16 protein-coding genes and 2 tRNA genes are annotated in these 16,049 nt (G+C 63.9%); 7 read left to right on the top strand and 11 right to left on the bottom strand.

What is annotated here, in order from left to right:
* The first annotated feature begins 14 nt into the window (after positions 1 to 14).
* The 3 genes from CH295_RS19840 (at position 15) to CH295_RS19830 (ending at position 3,561) form a co-directional block, all read left to right on the top strand.
* Entirely contained in the window at positions 15 to 2,150 is a 2,136-nt protein-coding gene (locus CH295_RS19840; RefSeq protein WP_094741714.1) for a molybdopterin-dependent oxidoreductase, read from the top strand.
* 69 nt (positions 2,151 to 2,219) lie between these two features.
* Positions 2,220 to 2,293, top strand: a tRNA-Ile gene (locus tag CH295_RS19835).
* A 344-nt stretch (positions 2,294 to 2,637) separates the two neighbouring features.
* A complete protein-coding gene (locus CH295_RS19830) occupies positions 2,638 to 3,561 on the top strand; it encodes a sensor domain-containing diguanylate cyclase (RefSeq protein ID WP_094741713.1) in 924 nt (307 codons plus the stop codon).
* A 178-nt stretch (positions 3,562 to 3,739) separates the two neighbouring features.
* Here the strand turns inward: CH295_RS19830 and CH295_RS19820 are convergent, their stop codons facing one another.
* From CH295_RS19820 to CH295_RS19805, 4 genes are all read right to left on the bottom strand, one after another.
* The gene (locus CH295_RS19820) at positions 3,740 to 4,327 is read right to left on the bottom strand and encodes an EI24 domain-containing protein (protein ID WP_141217063.1); all 588 of its coding nucleotides are present in this window, start codon (positions 4,325 to 4,327) and stop codon (positions 3,740 to 3,742) included.
* 23 nt (positions 4,328 to 4,350) lie between these two features.
* Positions 4,351 to 4,704, bottom strand: coding sequence for a hypothetical protein (locus tag CH295_RS19815; RefSeq protein ID WP_141217062.1), 354 nt, complete (start codon positions 4,702 to 4,704; stop codon positions 4,351 to 4,353).
* Positions 4,701 to 6,491: a TIGR03767 family metallophosphoesterase gene (locus CH295_RS19810; protein ID WP_094741846.1), complete on the bottom strand. Its 1,791-nt coding sequence runs from the start codon at positions 6,489 to 6,491 to the stop codon at positions 4,701 to 4,703. The genes CH295_RS19815 and CH295_RS19810 overlap by 4 nt, the downstream gene beginning before the upstream one ends.
* A 106-nt stretch (positions 6,492 to 6,597) precedes the next feature.
* The gene (locus tag CH295_RS19805) at positions 6,598 to 7,065 is read right to left on the bottom strand and encodes a universal stress protein (RefSeq protein WP_094741709.1); all 468 of its coding nucleotides are present in this window, start codon (positions 7,063 to 7,065) and stop codon (positions 6,598 to 6,600) included.
* 114 nt (positions 7,066 to 7,179) lie between these two features.
* Between CH295_RS19805 and CH295_RS19800 the strand changes: the two genes are divergently transcribed.
* Positions 7,180 to 7,902, top strand: a complete 723-nt coding sequence (locus tag CH295_RS19800) for an ANTAR domain-containing protein (RefSeq protein WP_037193008.1) — start codon at positions 7,180 to 7,182, stop codon at positions 7,900 to 7,902.
* A gap of 9 nt (positions 7,903 to 7,911) precedes the next feature.
* On the opposite strand, the gene CH295_RS19795 is transcribed toward CH295_RS19800, so the two are convergent.
* The 3 genes from CH295_RS19795 to CH295_RS19790 form a co-directional block, all read right to left on the bottom strand.
* A complete protein-coding gene (locus tag CH295_RS19795) occupies positions 7,912 to 9,378 on the bottom strand; it encodes a DHA2 family efflux MFS transporter permease subunit (RefSeq protein WP_094741708.1) in 1,467 nt (488 codons plus the stop codon).
* Positions 9,379 to 9,430: 52 nt separating this feature from the next.
* Positions 9,431 to 9,583 (bottom strand): hypothetical protein, encoded by a 153-nt coding sequence (locus tag CH295_RS27880; RefSeq protein WP_155292937.1) that lies wholly within the window; start codon positions 9,581 to 9,583, stop codon positions 9,431 to 9,433.
* A gap of 74 nt (positions 9,584 to 9,657) precedes the next feature.
* A complete protein-coding gene (locus CH295_RS19790) occupies positions 9,658 to 10,125 on the bottom strand; it encodes an NUDIX hydrolase (RefSeq protein WP_094741707.1) in 468 nt (155 codons plus the stop codon).
* A 95-nt stretch (positions 10,126 to 10,220) separates the two neighbouring features.
* On the opposite strand from CH295_RS19790, the gene CH295_RS19785 reads away from it, so the two are divergent.
* Positions 10,221 to 11,054 carry an oxidoreductase gene (locus CH295_RS19785; protein WP_094741706.1) on the top strand — a complete coding sequence of 278 codons (834 nt, stop codon included), beginning with the start codon at positions 10,221 to 10,223 and terminating at the stop codon, positions 11,052 to 11,054.
* 1 nt (position 11,055) lies between these two features.
* Here CH295_RS19785 and CH295_RS19780 read toward each other — a convergent pair whose 3' ends face one another.
* Positions 11,056 to 11,733, bottom strand: a complete 678-nt coding sequence (locus CH295_RS19780) for a VOC family protein (protein WP_094741705.1) — start codon at positions 11,731 to 11,733, stop codon at positions 11,056 to 11,058.
* Between the two features lie 96 nt (positions 11,734 to 11,829).
* Here CH295_RS19780 and CH295_RS19775 point away from each other — a divergent pair, with 96 nt between their 5' ends.
* Complete coding sequence (locus CH295_RS19775) at positions 11,830 to 12,471, top strand: ScbR family autoregulator-binding transcription factor (RefSeq protein ID WP_037193014.1); 642 nt, start codon at positions 11,830 to 11,832, stop codon at positions 12,469 to 12,471.
* On the opposite strand, the gene CH295_RS19770 is transcribed toward CH295_RS19775, so the two are convergent.
* Together CH295_RS19770 and CH295_RS19765 are read right to left on the bottom strand one after the other, a co-directional pair.
* The gene (locus CH295_RS19770; RefSeq protein WP_094635525.1) at positions 12,449 to 13,363 is read right to left on the bottom strand and encodes an AfsA-related hotdog domain-containing protein; all 915 of its coding nucleotides are present in this window, start codon (positions 13,361 to 13,363) and stop codon (positions 12,449 to 12,451) included. The two genes, CH295_RS19775 and CH295_RS19770, sit on opposite strands and share 23 nt — an antisense overlap.
* Before the next feature lie 270 nt (positions 13,364 to 13,633).
* Positions 13,634 to 13,706: transfer RNA gene (locus CH295_RS19765), tRNA-Asn, on the bottom strand.
* A gap of 138 nt (positions 13,707 to 13,844) precedes the next feature.
* On the opposite strand from CH295_RS19765, the gene CH295_RS19760 reads away from it, so the two are divergent.
* Positions 13,845 to 14,090: a hypothetical protein gene (locus CH295_RS19760; RefSeq protein ID WP_141217061.1), complete on the top strand. Its 246-nt coding sequence runs from the start codon at positions 13,845 to 13,847 to the stop codon at positions 14,088 to 14,090.
* On the opposite strand, the gene dnaG is transcribed toward CH295_RS19760, so the two are convergent.
* Positions 14,087 to 16,003, bottom strand: coding sequence for a DNA primase (gene dnaG / locus CH295_RS19755; RefSeq protein WP_037193018.1), 1,917 nt, complete (start codon positions 16,001 to 16,003; stop codon positions 14,087 to 14,089). The genes CH295_RS19760 and dnaG overlap by 4 nt on opposite strands.
* Positions 16,004 to 16,049 lie beyond the last annotated feature (46 nt).

Below are 16,049 nucleotides of genomic sequence, written 5' to 3'. Positions count from 1 at the left end.
GTGGGAGGAATGCGATGTCAGTTGTGTATGGATCGTGCAATCTGTGCGAAGCGATCTGTGGGCTCGAGTTCACGGTGGAGAACGATGCGGTGACGGCCATCCGCGGTGACGAGAAGGACCCTCTCTCGCGCGGCCACATCTGCCCGAAGGCCCTGTCGCTGATCGATCTGCACGCCGATACGGACCGACTCACCACACCGGTCAAACGTGTGGGTGAGAAATGGGAGAAGATCGGCTGGGACGAGGCCTACGACCTCGTGATCGACGGTCTGATCTCGACGCGCAAGAAGCACGGCCGCAATGCCGTCGGCCTCTATCAGGGCAACCCCAACGTGCATTCGATGGGTGCCATGACCCACGGCATTCCTTTCACCTCGCTCCTGCGGACGCGTAATCGATACTCCGCCACGTCGTTGGATCAACTCCCGCATCAGCTCGTCGACCACCTGCTGTACGGGCACCAACTGCTGCTGCCGATCCCGGACATCGATCGAACCGACTTCTTCCTCGTCCTCGGCGGCAACCCGATGGCGTCGAACGGCAGCATGATGACCGTCCCCGATTTCGCCAAGAGAGCGCGGGCACTGCGTCAGCGGGGCGGTCGCCTGGTCGTGGTCGATCCACGCAGGACCGAGACCGCGGACATCGCGGACACACATTTCTTCGTTCGCCCCGGCACCGACGCACTGCTGCTGCTCGCGATGATCCACACCATCGTCGCCGACGGCACCGTGACAGTGGCCGACTACATCGATGGGGCCGATCGGCTCGCGGATCTCGTCGCAGAATTCACACCGGAAGCCGTCGCTCCGGTCGTCGGTATTGCTGCGGAGGAGATCTCGACTCTGGCACGTGATTTCGCCTCGGCGAAGTCCGCGGTGACATACGGCCGAATGGGGGTCTCGACCCAGCAGTTCGGCACCGTGTGCCAGTGGGCGATTCAGGTACTGAACATCATCACGGGCAATCTCGATCGACCTGGCGGTGCCATGGTGACAGATCCCGCGATCGATCTGATCAAGCAGGGCATCGTCGGCCGCGGCCATTTCGACAAGTGGCGCAGTCGCGTTCGCAACCTGCCCGAGTTCGCGGGCGAATACCCCTGTTCGACGCTCGTCGACGAGATCACCACCGAGGGCAAGGACCAGATCCGCGCGATGGCGGTCCTGTCCGGCAATCCGGTGTTGTCGATGCCCGGCGGCACCACCTTGAACGATGCGTTCGCAGGTCTCGATTTCATGGTGTCGTTCGACTTCTACATCAACGAGACCTCGCGTCACGCACACGTGATTCTGCCGCCGACGATGTCTCTCGAACGCGACCACTACGATCTGATCTTCAACTCCTTCGCGGTCCACAACACCGCCAAGTACATGCCGGCCGTCCTGCCCAAGAAGGCTGGGGCAAAGCACGATTGGGAGATATTCCGGGATCTGACGCTCCGCTACAAGAGCCGGATGGCCGGTTCGACGGTCGGTCGACTGAAGTCACGATTGACCCCCAAGAGCGTGATCAGCGAGGCAAGCCTGCGACTGTCCCCCGCTCGCACCCTGGACATTCTGCTCCGCAGCCAGCGAAAAGGCTTGTCGCTCAGAAAGCTTCGAGCCAACCCACACGGTGTCGATCTCGGACCGTTGCGTCCCGGCTTCCCGCAGAAGCTGAAGACGCGGGACAAGCGCGTACAGCTGATTCAGGACCTCGTTGTCACCGAACTCCCCGCATTGGTGGACCTGATGCATTCGAGCGCCGTTCCGACCGGCGATGAACTGTTGCTGATCGGTCGTCGACACCTGCGCAGCAACAACTCCTGGATGCACAACACCGCCCGGCTCACCAAAGGCAAAGCGCGACATCAACTTCTGGCTCACCCGGACGACCTGGAACATCGCGGCATCGAGGACGGGGCGATGGTATCGGTAACCTCCGCCGCCGGGACCGTCGACATCGAGGTGGCGGCGTCGGAGAAGATGATGCCGGGTGTGGTGAGCATGCCGCACGGCTTCGGGCATCAGCGCCCCGGCGTGGAGCTGTCCGTTGCCACGACGGTGACCGGCCCCAGTGTCAACGACATCACCGACCCGAGTCGCGTCGACGCCGTATCGGCGAACGCGATCCTCAACGGCGTACCGGTGCAGGTCCGGGCGAAATAGCTGCCCCGATGCACCGACGAGGCTGCGCGATTCTGTACGATTCTGCAGGCTCGTACCTGGTGCGGGCATGGGGCGGTAGCTCAGTCGGTTAGAGCCGTGGACTCATAATCCATTGGTCGCGGGTTCGAGCCCCGCCCGCCCCACACCCGGTTGGCCTGCCTGTCAGGTCGGCGAGCCTCAGAAGCCGCAACCAGCTCGGACGCCCGAGAATCGCCGTTGGTTTCCCGGTTGACCACTGTGGTTCGACTTGTCGAAGAACAGACCATTTTTGGGCAACGTTGTCGTCGGCGCAGGATCGCGGATTCTGCACGGTGCGATCCCGACAGCCGAGGATGGTCGGATAAGTTCCAGAGTGACATCGTCGACCGTATTTCGGCGCACTCGACGAGCCCGCGTCTCGTGAGGCATGTTCTTGCCGTGTGTGGCGTTGCTTACTGACCGGTAGCATTTTTGTTCGCAGCAATTCCCGTCGGTTTACCCTGGCAACGTGGAGGCACGGGGAAGCGAGGGCGTGCCACGGATCGCTACCGCGCAGCAGATCGTCGCCGCTATCCCACTTCCCGCGCTCGTTCACGACACCAGTTTTCACATCCTGGCCGTCAACACCGCGTGCCGAACGTCTGCGAACCTGTCCCGCACATACAGCGACACCCGCGATGTCTTTGCCTTCGTCCACCCAACGGAGCATGCCCAGATCCGGGCCGTATCAGAGGATCTACTGAGCAACTTCGCTCGAACAGGGGAATCGTCGCAACCGCCGGTCTCCGCGATGCGACGCCTCCACCAAGACGACGACGTGTCGGTGTCGTGCTGGACGCATACCGGACTCGCGGTGATCGACGGCGTGCCTCTCATCGTCGTTGCCCTGGATCTTGCGAATCCTATTGTCAGTGAGGCACGAACGTGGCGGGAGCTCGCAGAACGCGACGACCTGACCGGGCTGTACCGTCGCAACGTAGCAGTCTCGGTCATCGACGATTGGCTTGCGGCCGGCGACGAAGTAATGGTGATGTTCGCCGATGTCGATCACTTCAAGCAGGTCAACGACGGCTACGGCCATGCCGCCGGAGACGCAGTCCTGTCCGCGATCGCCGACCGACTTCACGCCCTGTCGCACGACGACAGAATCGTCTGCCGGTATGCGGGTGATGAGTTCCTGATCGCTTCCCGCCCATCGGTATGGCCTCACCGAGGCTTCGTCTGGCAGTTCGACGAACAGCGTTACCTACACGACTACATCGCAGCGGCGGCAGAGGCAGCAACGCACCCCCTTGGGATCGATGGGCATCAGCGTGTATCGATAAGCACCGGTGAGGCACGACGACGACCCGCCGATTCAGCCGCGACGCTCATTCATCGGGCCGACACCGCGATGTATCGGAACAAGGCACAGCGCGTGCGGGAGCGATGAGCTCGGCAACCGACACGCCGTCTTCGAGTGTCCCGTCGAGCGATCGTGTATTCGACATGATCCACCGTCGGATGTCGGATTCTGAAGGATCCAGGGCGGTCAGCGAACCGATCTCGAAGATCGCCCGCGACGTGGGGTACGTGGCGATCGAACGTGTCATCGGCGTCTCACCCGACGGCTACCTCCGCTCGGCGACGTCGGACTCCACTTCGTAGCGGACCGCCCTTCGATACAACCGCGACCAATACACCAGCAGCACAGCAGCATTCGCCCCGAACCACACCCACGTGAGGAACGCCGCCACCACGCCGGTGACGAGGAAACCCAGTACCAGTGCCACGACCCAAGCGAGGATGAAGGCCAGAATCGTGACGACAGCCGCGACTGCGCACCGCCCCGGGGACTGCCGGACCGTAGCCGACGCTGCGCGGAACGGATGTCGGTGCCCGTCGGCCACGCCTGGAAGTATCAGCAGCGCAACCACAATCACGATGACCGGGAGCAGCGGGAAAAGAATTGCCAGCGCAACGGCCACCCCGGTCAACGCCACGCACCACATCAGGACACGCGGCCGTCTCCATGCCCGACTCAGCGCACCGCGCGCATTGCCGTCCACCACGTCGAGTGCCGTCGATGCGGTGATCCACATGGCGAGTACCACGGCGGCAGCAGAAACCAGAACCAATGCCGCAAACCCGACAGAGGACGTGGGTACGGGATCGCCCAGGACTGTCAGCGCCTGAACCAGAGCCGACACGACCGCCATGAGGGCAAGAACACCGACCCCTCTCACGGCGCACCGACCGTCGAGTTGCGATCGAGCACATCCTGCACGGATCCCGAATAGAGAACCTCCGTACCGACCTTCACCTCGACGGTGCTCGCGTCGTCCGACGTGGCCGAACCGGTAATCGCCTCGTTGTCCGTTGTCTCCCCTGCGCATTCGATATCGGCCCCGGTACCCGAGCACACCGGCGCGACCAGTATCTCGACTCCCTTCTCCAACAGAACGTCGTTGACGGCGTAGCGCAGATTTCCGAGCTCGGCACCGCCGACCGGGGCGAGCGCAGCGGTCTGCGAGCACCCCGCGCACGCCACGACGACAGCGGACACCAGCAGAGCCACTCTGTGTCTACCGTTCATCGGCCCTGCCTCGTCTCGTAGGCGATCAGTCTCGCGTGTTCGTCCAGGTGTTGTTGCTCGAGCGCGGCGTCGGTGATGGTGCTCAGATCGAACGGTGCCGGCAGGAGCAATTCGGTATTGCGATCCAGGCGCGACCCTCGACGCATCAGTGGATTCTCGGCCCAGTCGTTGGCCGCCAACTCTCGGCTGCGCGACGCCAGATCCAGGTAGGTTCCGCTGTTTCCGGGCGTGACCGGAGATGCGTGGTCGAGGACCGTGGTGAACAGCGACAGGGTCCCGTCTCGGTTGTCGACGATCTCGACCACTTGCTGCTGCTGCGGGAAATCGATGCACGACGCGGTCGTGATCTCCCAGAATCCTCGTCCGTCTCGCGAGTGCGCCAAAATCTGATTCTGGTGGGTGTGGCCGTTGAGCCAGCCGATCACCACCGGATACTTCAGCAGCAGATCGATGAATTCGTCTGCGCCGTAGAGCTTCACCGATTGCCCCGGCCTCTGTGCTCGGTTCTCCAGTGTGAGGCTGTTGTGGTGCGTGTAGATCAGCACGAGCTTGTTCTCGGCCTGCGCCCGCTCCAATTGCTGGGTGAGCCAGTCGAATTGGTTCTCCGGCACCGCGCCGTCGGGCCCGGCGACAGCGTTGCAGGTGTCGAGACCGAACGTGCGGATGTTCGGGGTGGGGTCTGCCGTCCACCAGGTCTCGCCCGAATCGAGGTTGTGTTGGGTGAAGCCGTGACCGATCGGACCCGGCGTCGGCGTGGTCTCGAAGTGCTCCTGCATGAACTCGCGTTGTTCGAACAGGTATCGCGACGGATCGGCCGAGACTGCGCGAAACCCCGGTCGCGCACCGGATCCGACGCCCAGAGCATCGACCATCCGCTGCAGCGGACTGGCCGTCGACGCGTAGCCGGCCAGAGCCGACGTAGCCGTCGCCTCGAGGGTGTACGCCTTGCGACCCCCGACGGCGAGCGAATGCAGTTGCGAGGACAGATCGAATGTCCCGAGCAGCAGCGTGTCGTGGTTGCCGTACACCGAATACCACGGCACCGGCAGCCCCACCGATTCCACGGTGCCCGACATCGCCTGTTCGAGGAGGTCGGGAAGCGTCGGGAATCCGTAGTCGCCGAACGACCCTCCCGACGGATCACCCGGCCGATAGGCCCACTGCGCCTCCGGCCAGGCCTGGACACCCTCGAAGACATCTGCGGCCCCGCTCGTAGGCCGAACCGGAACGCCGTCGAGAACATCGATGTACCAGCGCAGTTCGAGATGCGAGTGCATGTCGGCACTGTCTCCGGTGACGACCGCCGCTCCCATCGGTGCGCCGGTGACCGGGCTGATCCGAGCGTCCGCGAAAGCCTTCACCATCGCCGCGGTGACGTGCACGGTCAGCGGATCCTGCGGGTGGAACGCCGATCCCCAGGCGGCGTGGTCGGAAACGATCATGGGCTCGATGCGTCCGGGCGACTGCGCATCGATGACGTGCATGTCCGAGAGGTGCCCGAGGTAGAGCAACGACCGTCGAGATTGCACCCTCGACGGACTCGGCGCTCGTCCGAGAACGTCCAGGCGAGCAACGTACGGCTCCCCCGGACCGGCGCCGAGCACGCGGTACTTCCCAGGTCCGGTCGAGGTTCGCAGGATCGTCTGCGCGAGTGTTCCGGTCCCGTCCGCCTCCACGGGCTGGGCGTGCGCAACGAGAGCCTGACCCAGCACGTGGGGCGCGATTCCCCACGCCGCCGCCAGAGCCCCTACTCGAGCTATGAATTGTCGACGCGACAGCCCAGCCATGGAACTCCTCGGATCCTCGAGAACGGCACCACGTGCGCCTCGCATCCGACGAGGTGACTGCCTATTTTTACAGTGCGGACGGCAGTCAGGCTCGATTTCGGATCGTTCAGGGCACCACGGTCACCGGCCAGCGGCCCGCTTTGACCAACCGCACCGCCACCGAACCGGCGATTCGATGCCCCGCGTTCTCGGACGCTCCCACGACGACGGCGTCGGTGCGCAATTGCTCTGCCACGGCGATCAGCCCGTTGTACGGGTCGCCTTGCGCGGTCCGGAACTCCCACCGCACGTGCTCCCGATCCCCGAATCGTGCCGCAGAGGTTCGGACGTAGTCGAGCAACTCGTCGGCGATCTGCTGTCCGGTTTCGACAAGTGAGATGCCGGCCTGGCCCCACGACGCCGTCGCAATGGGCTGCACGTACACCAGCACCAGCAGCGACCGCTGCCTACGAGCGAGTCCTGCCGCATAGGCAGCCGCGCGCCAGGAGGAATCGGAACCGTCGACCCCTACGACGATCGACTTCGGACCGTCGTAGCCGTACTCGAAACCGGTGGATCCTTGCGCATCGCTCACGACCTGAGGCTACTGCCGGTACCCGCATGTTCGAACACCCCATCCCGTGGCGGTACGGTTGGTTCACTTCGAGTGCCGGTCGCTCGAACACCGACACTGGACGGGAGTAGCCAAGTGAACGAAGTCACGCAGCACGACGGCCCGTCGACGGATCCGGCTACAGTGTTCGCCGCTCTGGCCGACATCGTGTATCGAGGCAGCAGCGCCGAGGCGATCTACACTGCGATCTGCAACGCCGCGGTGCTGATCGTTCCCCATTGCGATCACGCGAGCCTGATGCTGATGCGCCACGGAAAGCCCGTCACCGTAGCCGCCTCGGACGATATCGCGCGCATCGTCGACGATATCGAGCGCGCTACCGGCGAAGGCCCCTGCCTGGACGCGATCACCAGCGAGGCAGCGCAGCTCGAAGCCGACTTCCGAACACCCACCCAGTGGCCCGCGATGGCTCGCGGTGTGTTGAACCGCACGCCGGTGCGAGGTGCCATGGGATTTCGGCTCAACGTGGACGATCAGAAGGTCGGCGCGCTCAATTTGTTCACGGACAAGCCAGGTGTGTTCGACACCGACAGTGCGAGCAAGGCGATCATTCTGACGGCATTCACGGCGGTCACCGTTGCTGCGGTCATGAACGGTCAGGAGGCGTCTACTCTGCGTGACGGGCTCGAGAGCAACCGTGAGATCGGCAAGGCGATCGGCCTGATCATGGCTCTGCACGATGTGTCCGGCGACGAGGCGTTCGCCCTGCTGCGTAAGTCTTCTCAGGACCTGAACGTCAAGATTGCCGACCTCGCAGCAACCGTCGTCGATCGGCACAGCAAGGGCTTGTCCTCCTGAGCGGTGCGCTCAGTGCCCGCTCTGGACTTTCTTGGGGAGCGCGAACACCAACGCCAGTGCGACCACACTGAACGCTGCACTCACGGCCATCGCCATCGCCGCGCCGTGCAGAAAGCCGGATCCGACGGTGTCGGGGCCGGTGATGTTCAGAGATCCGAACAGCACGCTGCCGATGACGGCGATACCGATCGCCGAGCCGACGCGCTGCATGGTGGAGATGACCCCGCTCGCTGCTCCCGCGTCGTCGCGATCGACGGTGGCGACGATGAACTGGGCGTTGGGTGCGATGAACGCGCCGTTGCCGAGACCCGCGATGAACAGTGGAACCATCAGCGTCCAGTGCGAGATCGTGTCGGCCGAGCTGGTCGCGAGGATGATCCACAGCCAGATCAGCCCGATCGAGACGAGCGACGCGCCGAGTATCAGGACGGTGCGACCGAGACGGATCGTCAGCCTGTTGCTCTGCGAGGCCGCGATGATGCTGCCGATCGCGAACGGTATGGACACCAGTCCCGATGCCAGGGCCGTGTTTCCGAGTCCGGTCTGCCACAGCAGCGAGATGGTGAAGAAGATGCTCGTGAAGGCAGCGAAGTAGACGAGCGCGAGGATCACGCCTCCAGTGAAGGCCGGACGGGTGAACAATCGAGGTGGCACCAACGGATTCTGTCCACGGCCGGTCCGAACCACTTCCCACCAGCCGAACAACGCGATGAGACCGACACCCGCGGCGATCGTCAGGTAGGTCCACATGGGCCAGCCCAATTCCTGGCCTTCGATCAGCGGAACCAGCAATGCGATGAGACCTGCGGAGATGAGTATCAGTCCGAGCCAGTCGATTCCGGGGCGGGCTGCCGGTTCGGCATCGGTCTTGCCCGGGAGCAGTACTGCAGCCGCGACGAGACCGACGATTCCGATCGGCAGGTTGACCCAGAAGACGAGTCGCCAGCCGTTCTCGTCGCCGAAAGCCTGGATGATCAGACCGCCGACGATGGGACCGAGCGCAGTCGACACTCCGATGACCGCACCCATGATGGCGAATGCCTTGCCCCGCACCGGCCCTGGGAACAACAGTTGGATGAACGCGGTGACGGCGGGCACGAACATGCCGCCTGCCAAGCCCTGAACGACTCGCGCGACGACCAGTTGCAGATCGTCCTGAGCCAGACCACACGCGAAGCTCGCGACGGTGAAGAGGGCGAGACCGGTGCAGAACACCCACTTGTGGCCGATCCGGTCGCCCACCTTGCCAGCCGGTATGAGAGCCAATCCGAAGGCGAGGGCGTACCCCGAGATGATCCACGACAGAACCGATTCCGACGCCTCCAGCGTGGTGCTGATCGTCGGTAGTGCCACGTTCACGATGGTGGTGTCCAGCAGGGCCATGAACATACCGAGCAGCAGAACCACGAGCGCTTTCCAGGCCCGCGCGGGTACCTCTGTCGCTGGTGGAGTTGCAGAGGCAATGCCGTCGGTCACTGTGCCGTCCTTCGTCGTTGTCGCCGAGCAGTATCGGCCGACCGATCCTCGGTCACTGTCCGATCATTGCCGTTGCGACGAAGACCCACGACAGTCCGGTGGACAAGACCACGAACGCCGATGCCACTACGCGGCCGCCCCATACGGTCTCCACGAGAGCAGTCTCCGCGTGAGCAGTTGCGCCTGCCGTACCCGTAGGCGTCATGATCAATTTCCCACCCTGCATCCGCGACCCTCGTCATTTCCGGCCGCTGGATACCCCGGGAACCCGCGCCGAAACTACGGCGCTGCCACAACGGCCTCAAGTGCGTCCAGAAAGGGGTGCTGGGAGGCGAGCAACTTCGTTCTCGCCTGCGCCAGCGGGAACCACTCGACGCGGTCGACCTCGGGAAACGACTTCATGAGGCCGGATTTCGGGGGCCACTCGATCTCGACTGTGTTGCTCACCGCATTCGAGACATCCAGATCGGCCTCGACGCCGAACGCGGTGACGATCTTTCCGCCGCGCTGTGTGACGGTGCCGAGTTCGATGTGTTCTCCGGCCGGCACATCGCTGCCGACTTCCTCTCGAAATTCCCGCTGAGCCGCCGTCCAGGGGTCTTCGCCATCGGTGATCAACCCTTTGACGATCGACCAGGCTCCCTCGTCCTTGCGCGCCCAGAACGGTCCGCCGGGGTGAGCGATCAGGACATCCGGACCGTCGACACCGACGCGATACAACAGGATTCCCGCACTCGTATCGACCATTGCCTCAGCCTGCCATCAATTCGGTTGCTCTCCGTCATTCGCCATCACTACCGTTATCGCGGCTCACGACCAACATCTTCGAGAGGTAGGGCGACATGGACACGACGGGATCGGACAGGGTCTGGTTGATCACCGGGGCCAGCTCGGGTTTCGGCCGTCAATTCGTCGCTGCCGCACTGGACGCGGGTGATCGAGTGCTGTCCACCGCCCGCAGCGTCGCCGATCTCGAGGGGCCCGAAAGCGATCGGTTGCTCCACGCACGGCTCGATGTGACCGACCGAGATTCGATCGACTCCGCCGTGGCCTACGCTCTCGACCGATTCGGACGCATCGACGTCCTGGTCAACAACGCCGGTGTCGGCCTGCTCGGCGCGTTCGAGGAGATCGACGAACCCGACTTTCGCCACAACCTCGAGGTCAACTTCTTCGGCCCATTGGCCGTCACCCGGGCGGTGCTGCCTTCGATGCGGGCGCGCCGTAGCGGCCACATCGTGCAGATGTCCTCGGTCATCGGCGTGGTACCCGGTCCGGGCGGAACCGCATATGCAGGAGGCAAATTCGCGCTCGAAGGCTTTTCGGAGGCTCTCGCCGCGGAGGTGCGTCATCTCGGTATCGGGGTCACCATCGTCGAACCGGGCCCGTTTCGCACCGACGCGAGCGGACGGTCGATGCAATGGGGAACCCCTCTGGACGACTACGCCACCCTGATCGGACCGGCTCGAACTGCCTTCGAAGCCACCCACGGCCATCAGCCCGGCGACCCACGCCGCGGTGTCGATGCCATCATCGCCGCGATTTCTTCGGAAACTCCCCCGCTGCGGCTTCCGCTGGGCTCGAAGTCCTTCGAGTGGATCGAGACCTACCTCCAGGGTCGCCTCGATCAAGCCCGCGACGTTCGCACTGCAGGTTCCGATACCGACTACAGGTGACTCACTCAGTCACGAACACACAGAACTCGTTGCCCTCCGGGTCCGCCATGACGGTCCATTCGATGTCCGAGTCCGGTCGCCGGAGCACCCGTGCGCCGAGTGATTCCAATTCGGCGATCGCGTCGACGAAGTCGACCTCGATGTCCCAGTGGACACGGTTCTTGCCGGTCTTGGCTTCGCGAACCTGGGCGAAGACCATCGACTCGAACGGCACTCCGGCAGCGCCCTCGATCGCGTGCCAGCCTTCCTCGCTGCCCTCTGTCGTTCCGCCGAGTACCTGTGCCCACCAGCCGGCCAGAGTCTTCGCGTCGAGAGCGTCGACCACCAGTTCGTACATCCTGTAGGGGCCGACTTCCGGCCGGACGAAGGCGCAGAACTCCCCTCCGTCGGGATCGGCCATCACGCGCCAGCCGAATTCACCCTGGGCCGAAACTGGTTTGGCACCGGGCAGTTCGGTCGTTGTCACGTGCACGTCCAGATGGACACGATTCTTGACTGCCTTGAACTCCGGTACCCGATTGACCCAGATTGTCTGTGTGGGCTCGACCCCGCCGAGCTTCACGATGTCGGGCGAGCCCGTACGAACGACACCGAGTCCGACGGTTGCGGACCAGAAGGTCACCATTGCCTCGAGATTCGTTGCATCGATACACAGATCCTTGAATCGCGCTGTCGTCACCGCGCCGATCGTACGCAGCCGGCGAGGACTATTTTGCAGCGCGAACGTCCTTCACTCCGCCGTGCCGCGAACCCGGGCAACAGTTATTGTCTACCGATGCAGGAGCGTGCAGCGTCCACCAGGCAGGCCGTACTCGAGGGGGCCGCCGCCAGTTTCGAGAAGTTCGGTTACGGCACAGCAAGTTTGAGCACCATCATCGCCCATGCCGGGGTCAGCAAAGGCGCGATGTACTTCCATTTCTCGTCCAAGGAAGATCTGGCGCAGGCAGTGATCGACGCGCAGCTGGCCATGGCGGCGAGTGCGAGCGCCCTCATCATCGAGCAGACGCCGAAAGCGTTGGACGCCCTGATCCTGGTGAGCAAGGAGCTGGGACGACAACTACAGACCGACTCCATCGCCCGCGGGGGTATGCGGTTGACGCTGGAGTCGGCCATCGTGGACAGCCCCAATGCGCGCGCGTTCGAGGACTGGATCGGCAAGATGGGCGATCTGGCCGCACGTGCTCAGGCCGAGGGCGACATCGTCGACGGTATCGACGCACTCACGCTCGGTCGATACATCGTCGCGTCGTTCACCGGCGTGCAGACGGTATCGGAGATGTTGACCGGACGCGCCGATCTACAGCAACGGCTGACCGAGATGTGGCAGATGTTGCTGCCCTCGGTGGTGCCGCGTCGACGCCTCGCGCGGGTGACGACAGTGGCCGAAGACGCCCTTATCGACTGGAGCGATCGGTAGGGGCCAACCACGGTTCGGACGTCGTCGTGACGGACATCGCCGACAGCACCTCGCCGTCGTGCTCGAACTGAATGCGGAAGATGCCGTCGGTGGAGTCCGCGTCGACGATCACCGAGCACGGGTTGGTCCACTCGGCGAATCCCATGAACCTCACCTCGCAGGAGGTGAAATCCAGCGTCGGTGTTCCGGTCGCCAAGCGCAGAGCCTGACGGCCCGCCTCGAGCATCGTGACGCCCGGCAGATACTCGACCGAGTGGTCGAACATCGCCAGGTTGCGCGGATCCGGCGCCACGACGATGGTCCCGTCGGATGTGTGCCGTGCCAACACCACGTCGGACGGATCGAGACGTCCGACCGAGGACGGTGAGACCACCTCGGTTCCGGCCGGCAGGAAACGGAAGTGGGGGTCGGCAACGGTCGACTTGCGAAACTGCGAGTACACCTCGGGTCCGATGGTCCGGACCGACGCCGTCCCCGACGCGACGAGGTGGGTGCCGTTCAGGAGCCGGGCGGAGAGCTTCATGTTGTCCAGCGACTCGTTCTCGAACGTCACGTCGGTCGTGATCGACTCTGCGACAAGCGAATCGTCGATGTCGTCGACGGAGAGCGGGTCCAGGATCTCGAAGCGGGAGTGCTCGATGAACACCACATGATCGAGTGGAACGCCGTGGTTGACGTGACAGAAGAGGCTGATCGCTTGGCGCAGAGCCTCGGCCACCATCAACGAGTCGTGGGTTCGGCGGACCGGCGCGAACATGCGATGCGACGTCGGGAACTGCACCGCCGCCCGATGCGTACCGTCGACGGTCTCGTAATCGGTCAACAGAACGTCGCCCGGCGACCTCCGATGCACGAGGTGCCGCGGAACTGTTGCTGCGTAACTCAAACTCATGAAGCCCCTTAAAACCGACCGACCCGGCTTTTTATAGCACTGTTGAGCCACCGGGATCGCTCGTTCAGTATGTCGCGGACGACCGACAAACCTGACATCGGTCGATGGGATTCATTCATTCGATATACAGAAATTGGCGTCACGATCTGTTAACTAACTCGAACTCTCGGTACCACATGTCCGGTACGTTCACGGGCCGCGCCGGGGGGCTCGTGCGGCACACTCCCGACAGCAAAAATCCCCGCCCGGGCGAACCGAACGGGGACTGCGCTCCCCCACCTGGACTCGAACCAGGAACCCTTCGATTAACAGTCGAATGCTCTGCCAATTGAGCTATGGGGGATTACCTCGCGGCGTCACACTCTCGTGCGAGCCGTTGGAAACAATAGCGCACACCCCCTGCCGAGTACCAAATCGCCCTGCTCGAGGTTCGTCGGGCAAGATGGAAGAACAGCCGCACGCTCGAGGGAAGGACCTACTGATGATTCGTTTGGTACTGGCGGCTGGAGCTGCGTATGTGCTCGGTGCCAAGGCAGGACGAGGCCGGTACGAGCAGATTCGCAAGACTGCGAGCGCCGTCGCGTCGAGCCCGGCCACCAAGAAGGCGATCGAGGTCGGCCGCCAGAAGCTGTCCGATTCCCTCAACACTCAGCCCCGACTGGAGCCGATGCAGCCGATCGACGACGAGACCCAGGTCTTCGTTCCCCGCGATCAGCTGCGGCGCTAACCGACCTCGGCCACACTTCCGACGGCGAGCTCGAGCAGACTGCGGCGGTACTGCTCGAGGGCGATGAGGTCGCCGAACAACGCGTTGTAGTCGTCGGGCTTCTCCACCGGAGACATGCGCTGCAGTTTCGATTTGAGTTCGGCCACCTGTTGGCCGACCCACACTTCCTGGAGTCGCGCGAGTACGCCGGAGATGTAGCGAGTGAGGGCGTCGTCGGCCACGCGCATCGGGTCGACGGCCAACTCGGTGACCAACGACACGACCACGGCGTCCTTGGCCTGTTTGGCGACGGCGTCGACCCACTCCCCTCCGCCCAGGCCTGCAGCGGTGCCGCCGGCAGCGGCCACTGCGTCGCGCACGGCCGAGTACGCCGGGTGATGGAAGCTTTCCGGCGGAAGCGAATCGAACACCGTGCCTGCCATCGCAGGCATCTGCAGTACCGCCTTGAGGGCTTCCCGCTGCGGCCACAGAGACGGATCGGTTGGGTTGGGACGTGGAGGTCCCGTGGGGGCCTCCACGGGAGCAGCCTGACGCTTCTCGAACGGGACGCGTTTGCCGCTCGTGTCGCCCCGGGCACCTTTCTTCGCCTCGTCGCGCACCCGGGCGAGCACCATTGCGGTGTCGTCCCACCCGGTCCAGCCGGCCAACTGCCGCGCGTACTCGTCCCGAAGCGACGCATCCTTGATGCGGGCGACCACGGGAACGGTTCGCTTCAACGCCTCGACGCGCCCCTCGGGTGTGTCCAGATCATGCTCTCGCAGCAGTGATTTGACTACGAAGGCGAACATCGGGGTACGCCTGGCGACAAGATCGCGAACGGCGTTGTCGCCGGACTTCAAGCGAAGATCGCACGGGTCCATTCCGTCCGGAGCAACTGCGACGAACGTCTGTCCGGCGATCTTCTGATCACCCTCGAACGCCTTCATCGCGGCGGCCTGGCCGGCTTCGTCTCCGTCGAAGGTGTAGATCACTTCGCCGCGAAAGTAGCTGTCGTCCATCATCAATCGGCGCAGCATGGCCAGGTGGTCCTCGCCGAACGCAGTGCCGCACGACGCCACTGCCGTCTTGACCCCGGCCAGGTGCATCGCCATCACATCGGTGTAGCCCTCGACGATGACGGCCTGATGCGACTTCGCGATTTCCTTGCGCGCCAGATCGAGGCCGAACAACACCTGAGACTTCTTGTACAGCATGGTTTCCGGGGTGTTGATGTACTTACCCGGCATCGTGTCGTCGTCGAACAGTTTGCGTGCGCCGAAACCGATGACGTCACCGCTCTGACTGCGAATGGGCCACACCAACCGACGCCGAAAACGGTCGATCGGTGTCCCGCGCTTACCGGGTGTCGCCAGGCCTGCGTCGACGATCTCCTTGGCCTCGAAGCCCTTGCCCAGCAGGTGTTTGGTGAGGGTGTCCCAGCCGTCGGGTGCATATCCGCAGCCGTAGGCCAACGCGGCGTGCCCGTCGAAGTTGCGTTCGGTGAGGTAGTCCCGCGCAGCCTGGGCGTCGGGCCCGCTGAGCCTGCCCGCGTAGAACTCCTGCGCTGCCGCGTTCGCGGCGATCAGGCGCGCGCGGGTGCCGCGGTCGCGTTGAACCGACGGCCCTCCGCCCTCGTAGGAGATCGAGTAGTTCAACCGATCGGCCAGTTGCTCGACGGCCTCGACGAACGAGATGTGCTCGATCTTCTGCAGGAAGGAGTAGGCGTCACCGCCCTCGCCGCAGCCGAAGCAGTGATAGTGACCGTGGTTGGGGCGAACGTGGAACGACGGGGATTTCTCGTCGTGGAAGGGGCACAACCCCTTCATGGAGTCGCCGCCCGCGCGCTTGAGAGAGACGTAGTCGCCGACTATGTCTTCGATCCGTGTGCGTTCGCGAATGGCGGCGATGTCGCGTTCAGGAATTCGGCCGGCCACGAAGGGCAGTCTAGTCCCGATCCGGACCTACCCACATTCGGTCGGC

The organism is Rhodococcus sp. 14-2483-1-2, from assembly GCF_002259405.1.
GTDB lineage: Bacteria > Actinomycetota > Actinomycetes > Mycobacteriales > Mycobacteriaceae > Rhodococcoides.
Note: the sequence above shows the minus strand (reverse complement) of the source record. Positions and strands in the feature narration are given on the sequence as shown.

Coding starts and splice junctions, on each gene's coding strand:
- CH295_RS19840 (WP_094741714.1), top strand. CDS start 15: ATGTCAGTTGTGTATGGATCGTGCAATCTGTGCGAAGCGATCTGTGGG.
- CH295_RS19820 (WP_141217063.1), bottom strand. CDS start 4,327: ATGGCGGTCGTGTCGGCTCTGGTTCAGGCGCTGACAGTCCTGGGCGAT.
- CH295_RS19815 (WP_141217062.1), bottom strand. CDS start 4,704: ATGAACGGTAGACACAGAGTGGCTCTGCTGGTGTCCGCTGTCGTCGTG.
- CH295_RS19810 (WP_094741846.1), bottom strand. CDS start 6,491: ATGGCTGGGCTGTCGCGTCGACAATTCATAGCTCGAGTAGGGGCTCTG.
- CH295_RS27880 (WP_155292937.1), bottom strand. CDS start 9,583: ATGACGCCTACGGGTACGGCAGGCGCAACTGCTCACGCGGAGACTGCT.
- CH295_RS19790 (WP_094741707.1), bottom strand. CDS start 10,125: ATGGTCGATACGAGTGCGGGAATCCTGTTGTATCGCGTCGGTGTCGAC.
- CH295_RS19785 (WP_094741706.1), top strand. CDS start 10,221: ATGGACACGACGGGATCGGACAGGGTCTGGTTGATCACCGGGGCCAGC.
- CH295_RS19775 (WP_037193014.1), top strand. CDS start 11,830: ATGCAGGAGCGTGCAGCGTCCACCAGGCAGGCCGTACTCGAGGGGGCC.
- CH295_RS19770 (WP_094635525.1), bottom strand. CDS start 13,363: ATGAGTTTGAGTTACGCAGCAACAGTTCCGCGGCACCTCGTGCATCGG.
- CH295_RS19760 (WP_141217061.1), top strand. CDS start 13,845: ATGATTCGTTTGGTACTGGCGGCTGGAGCTGCGTATGTGCTCGGTGCC.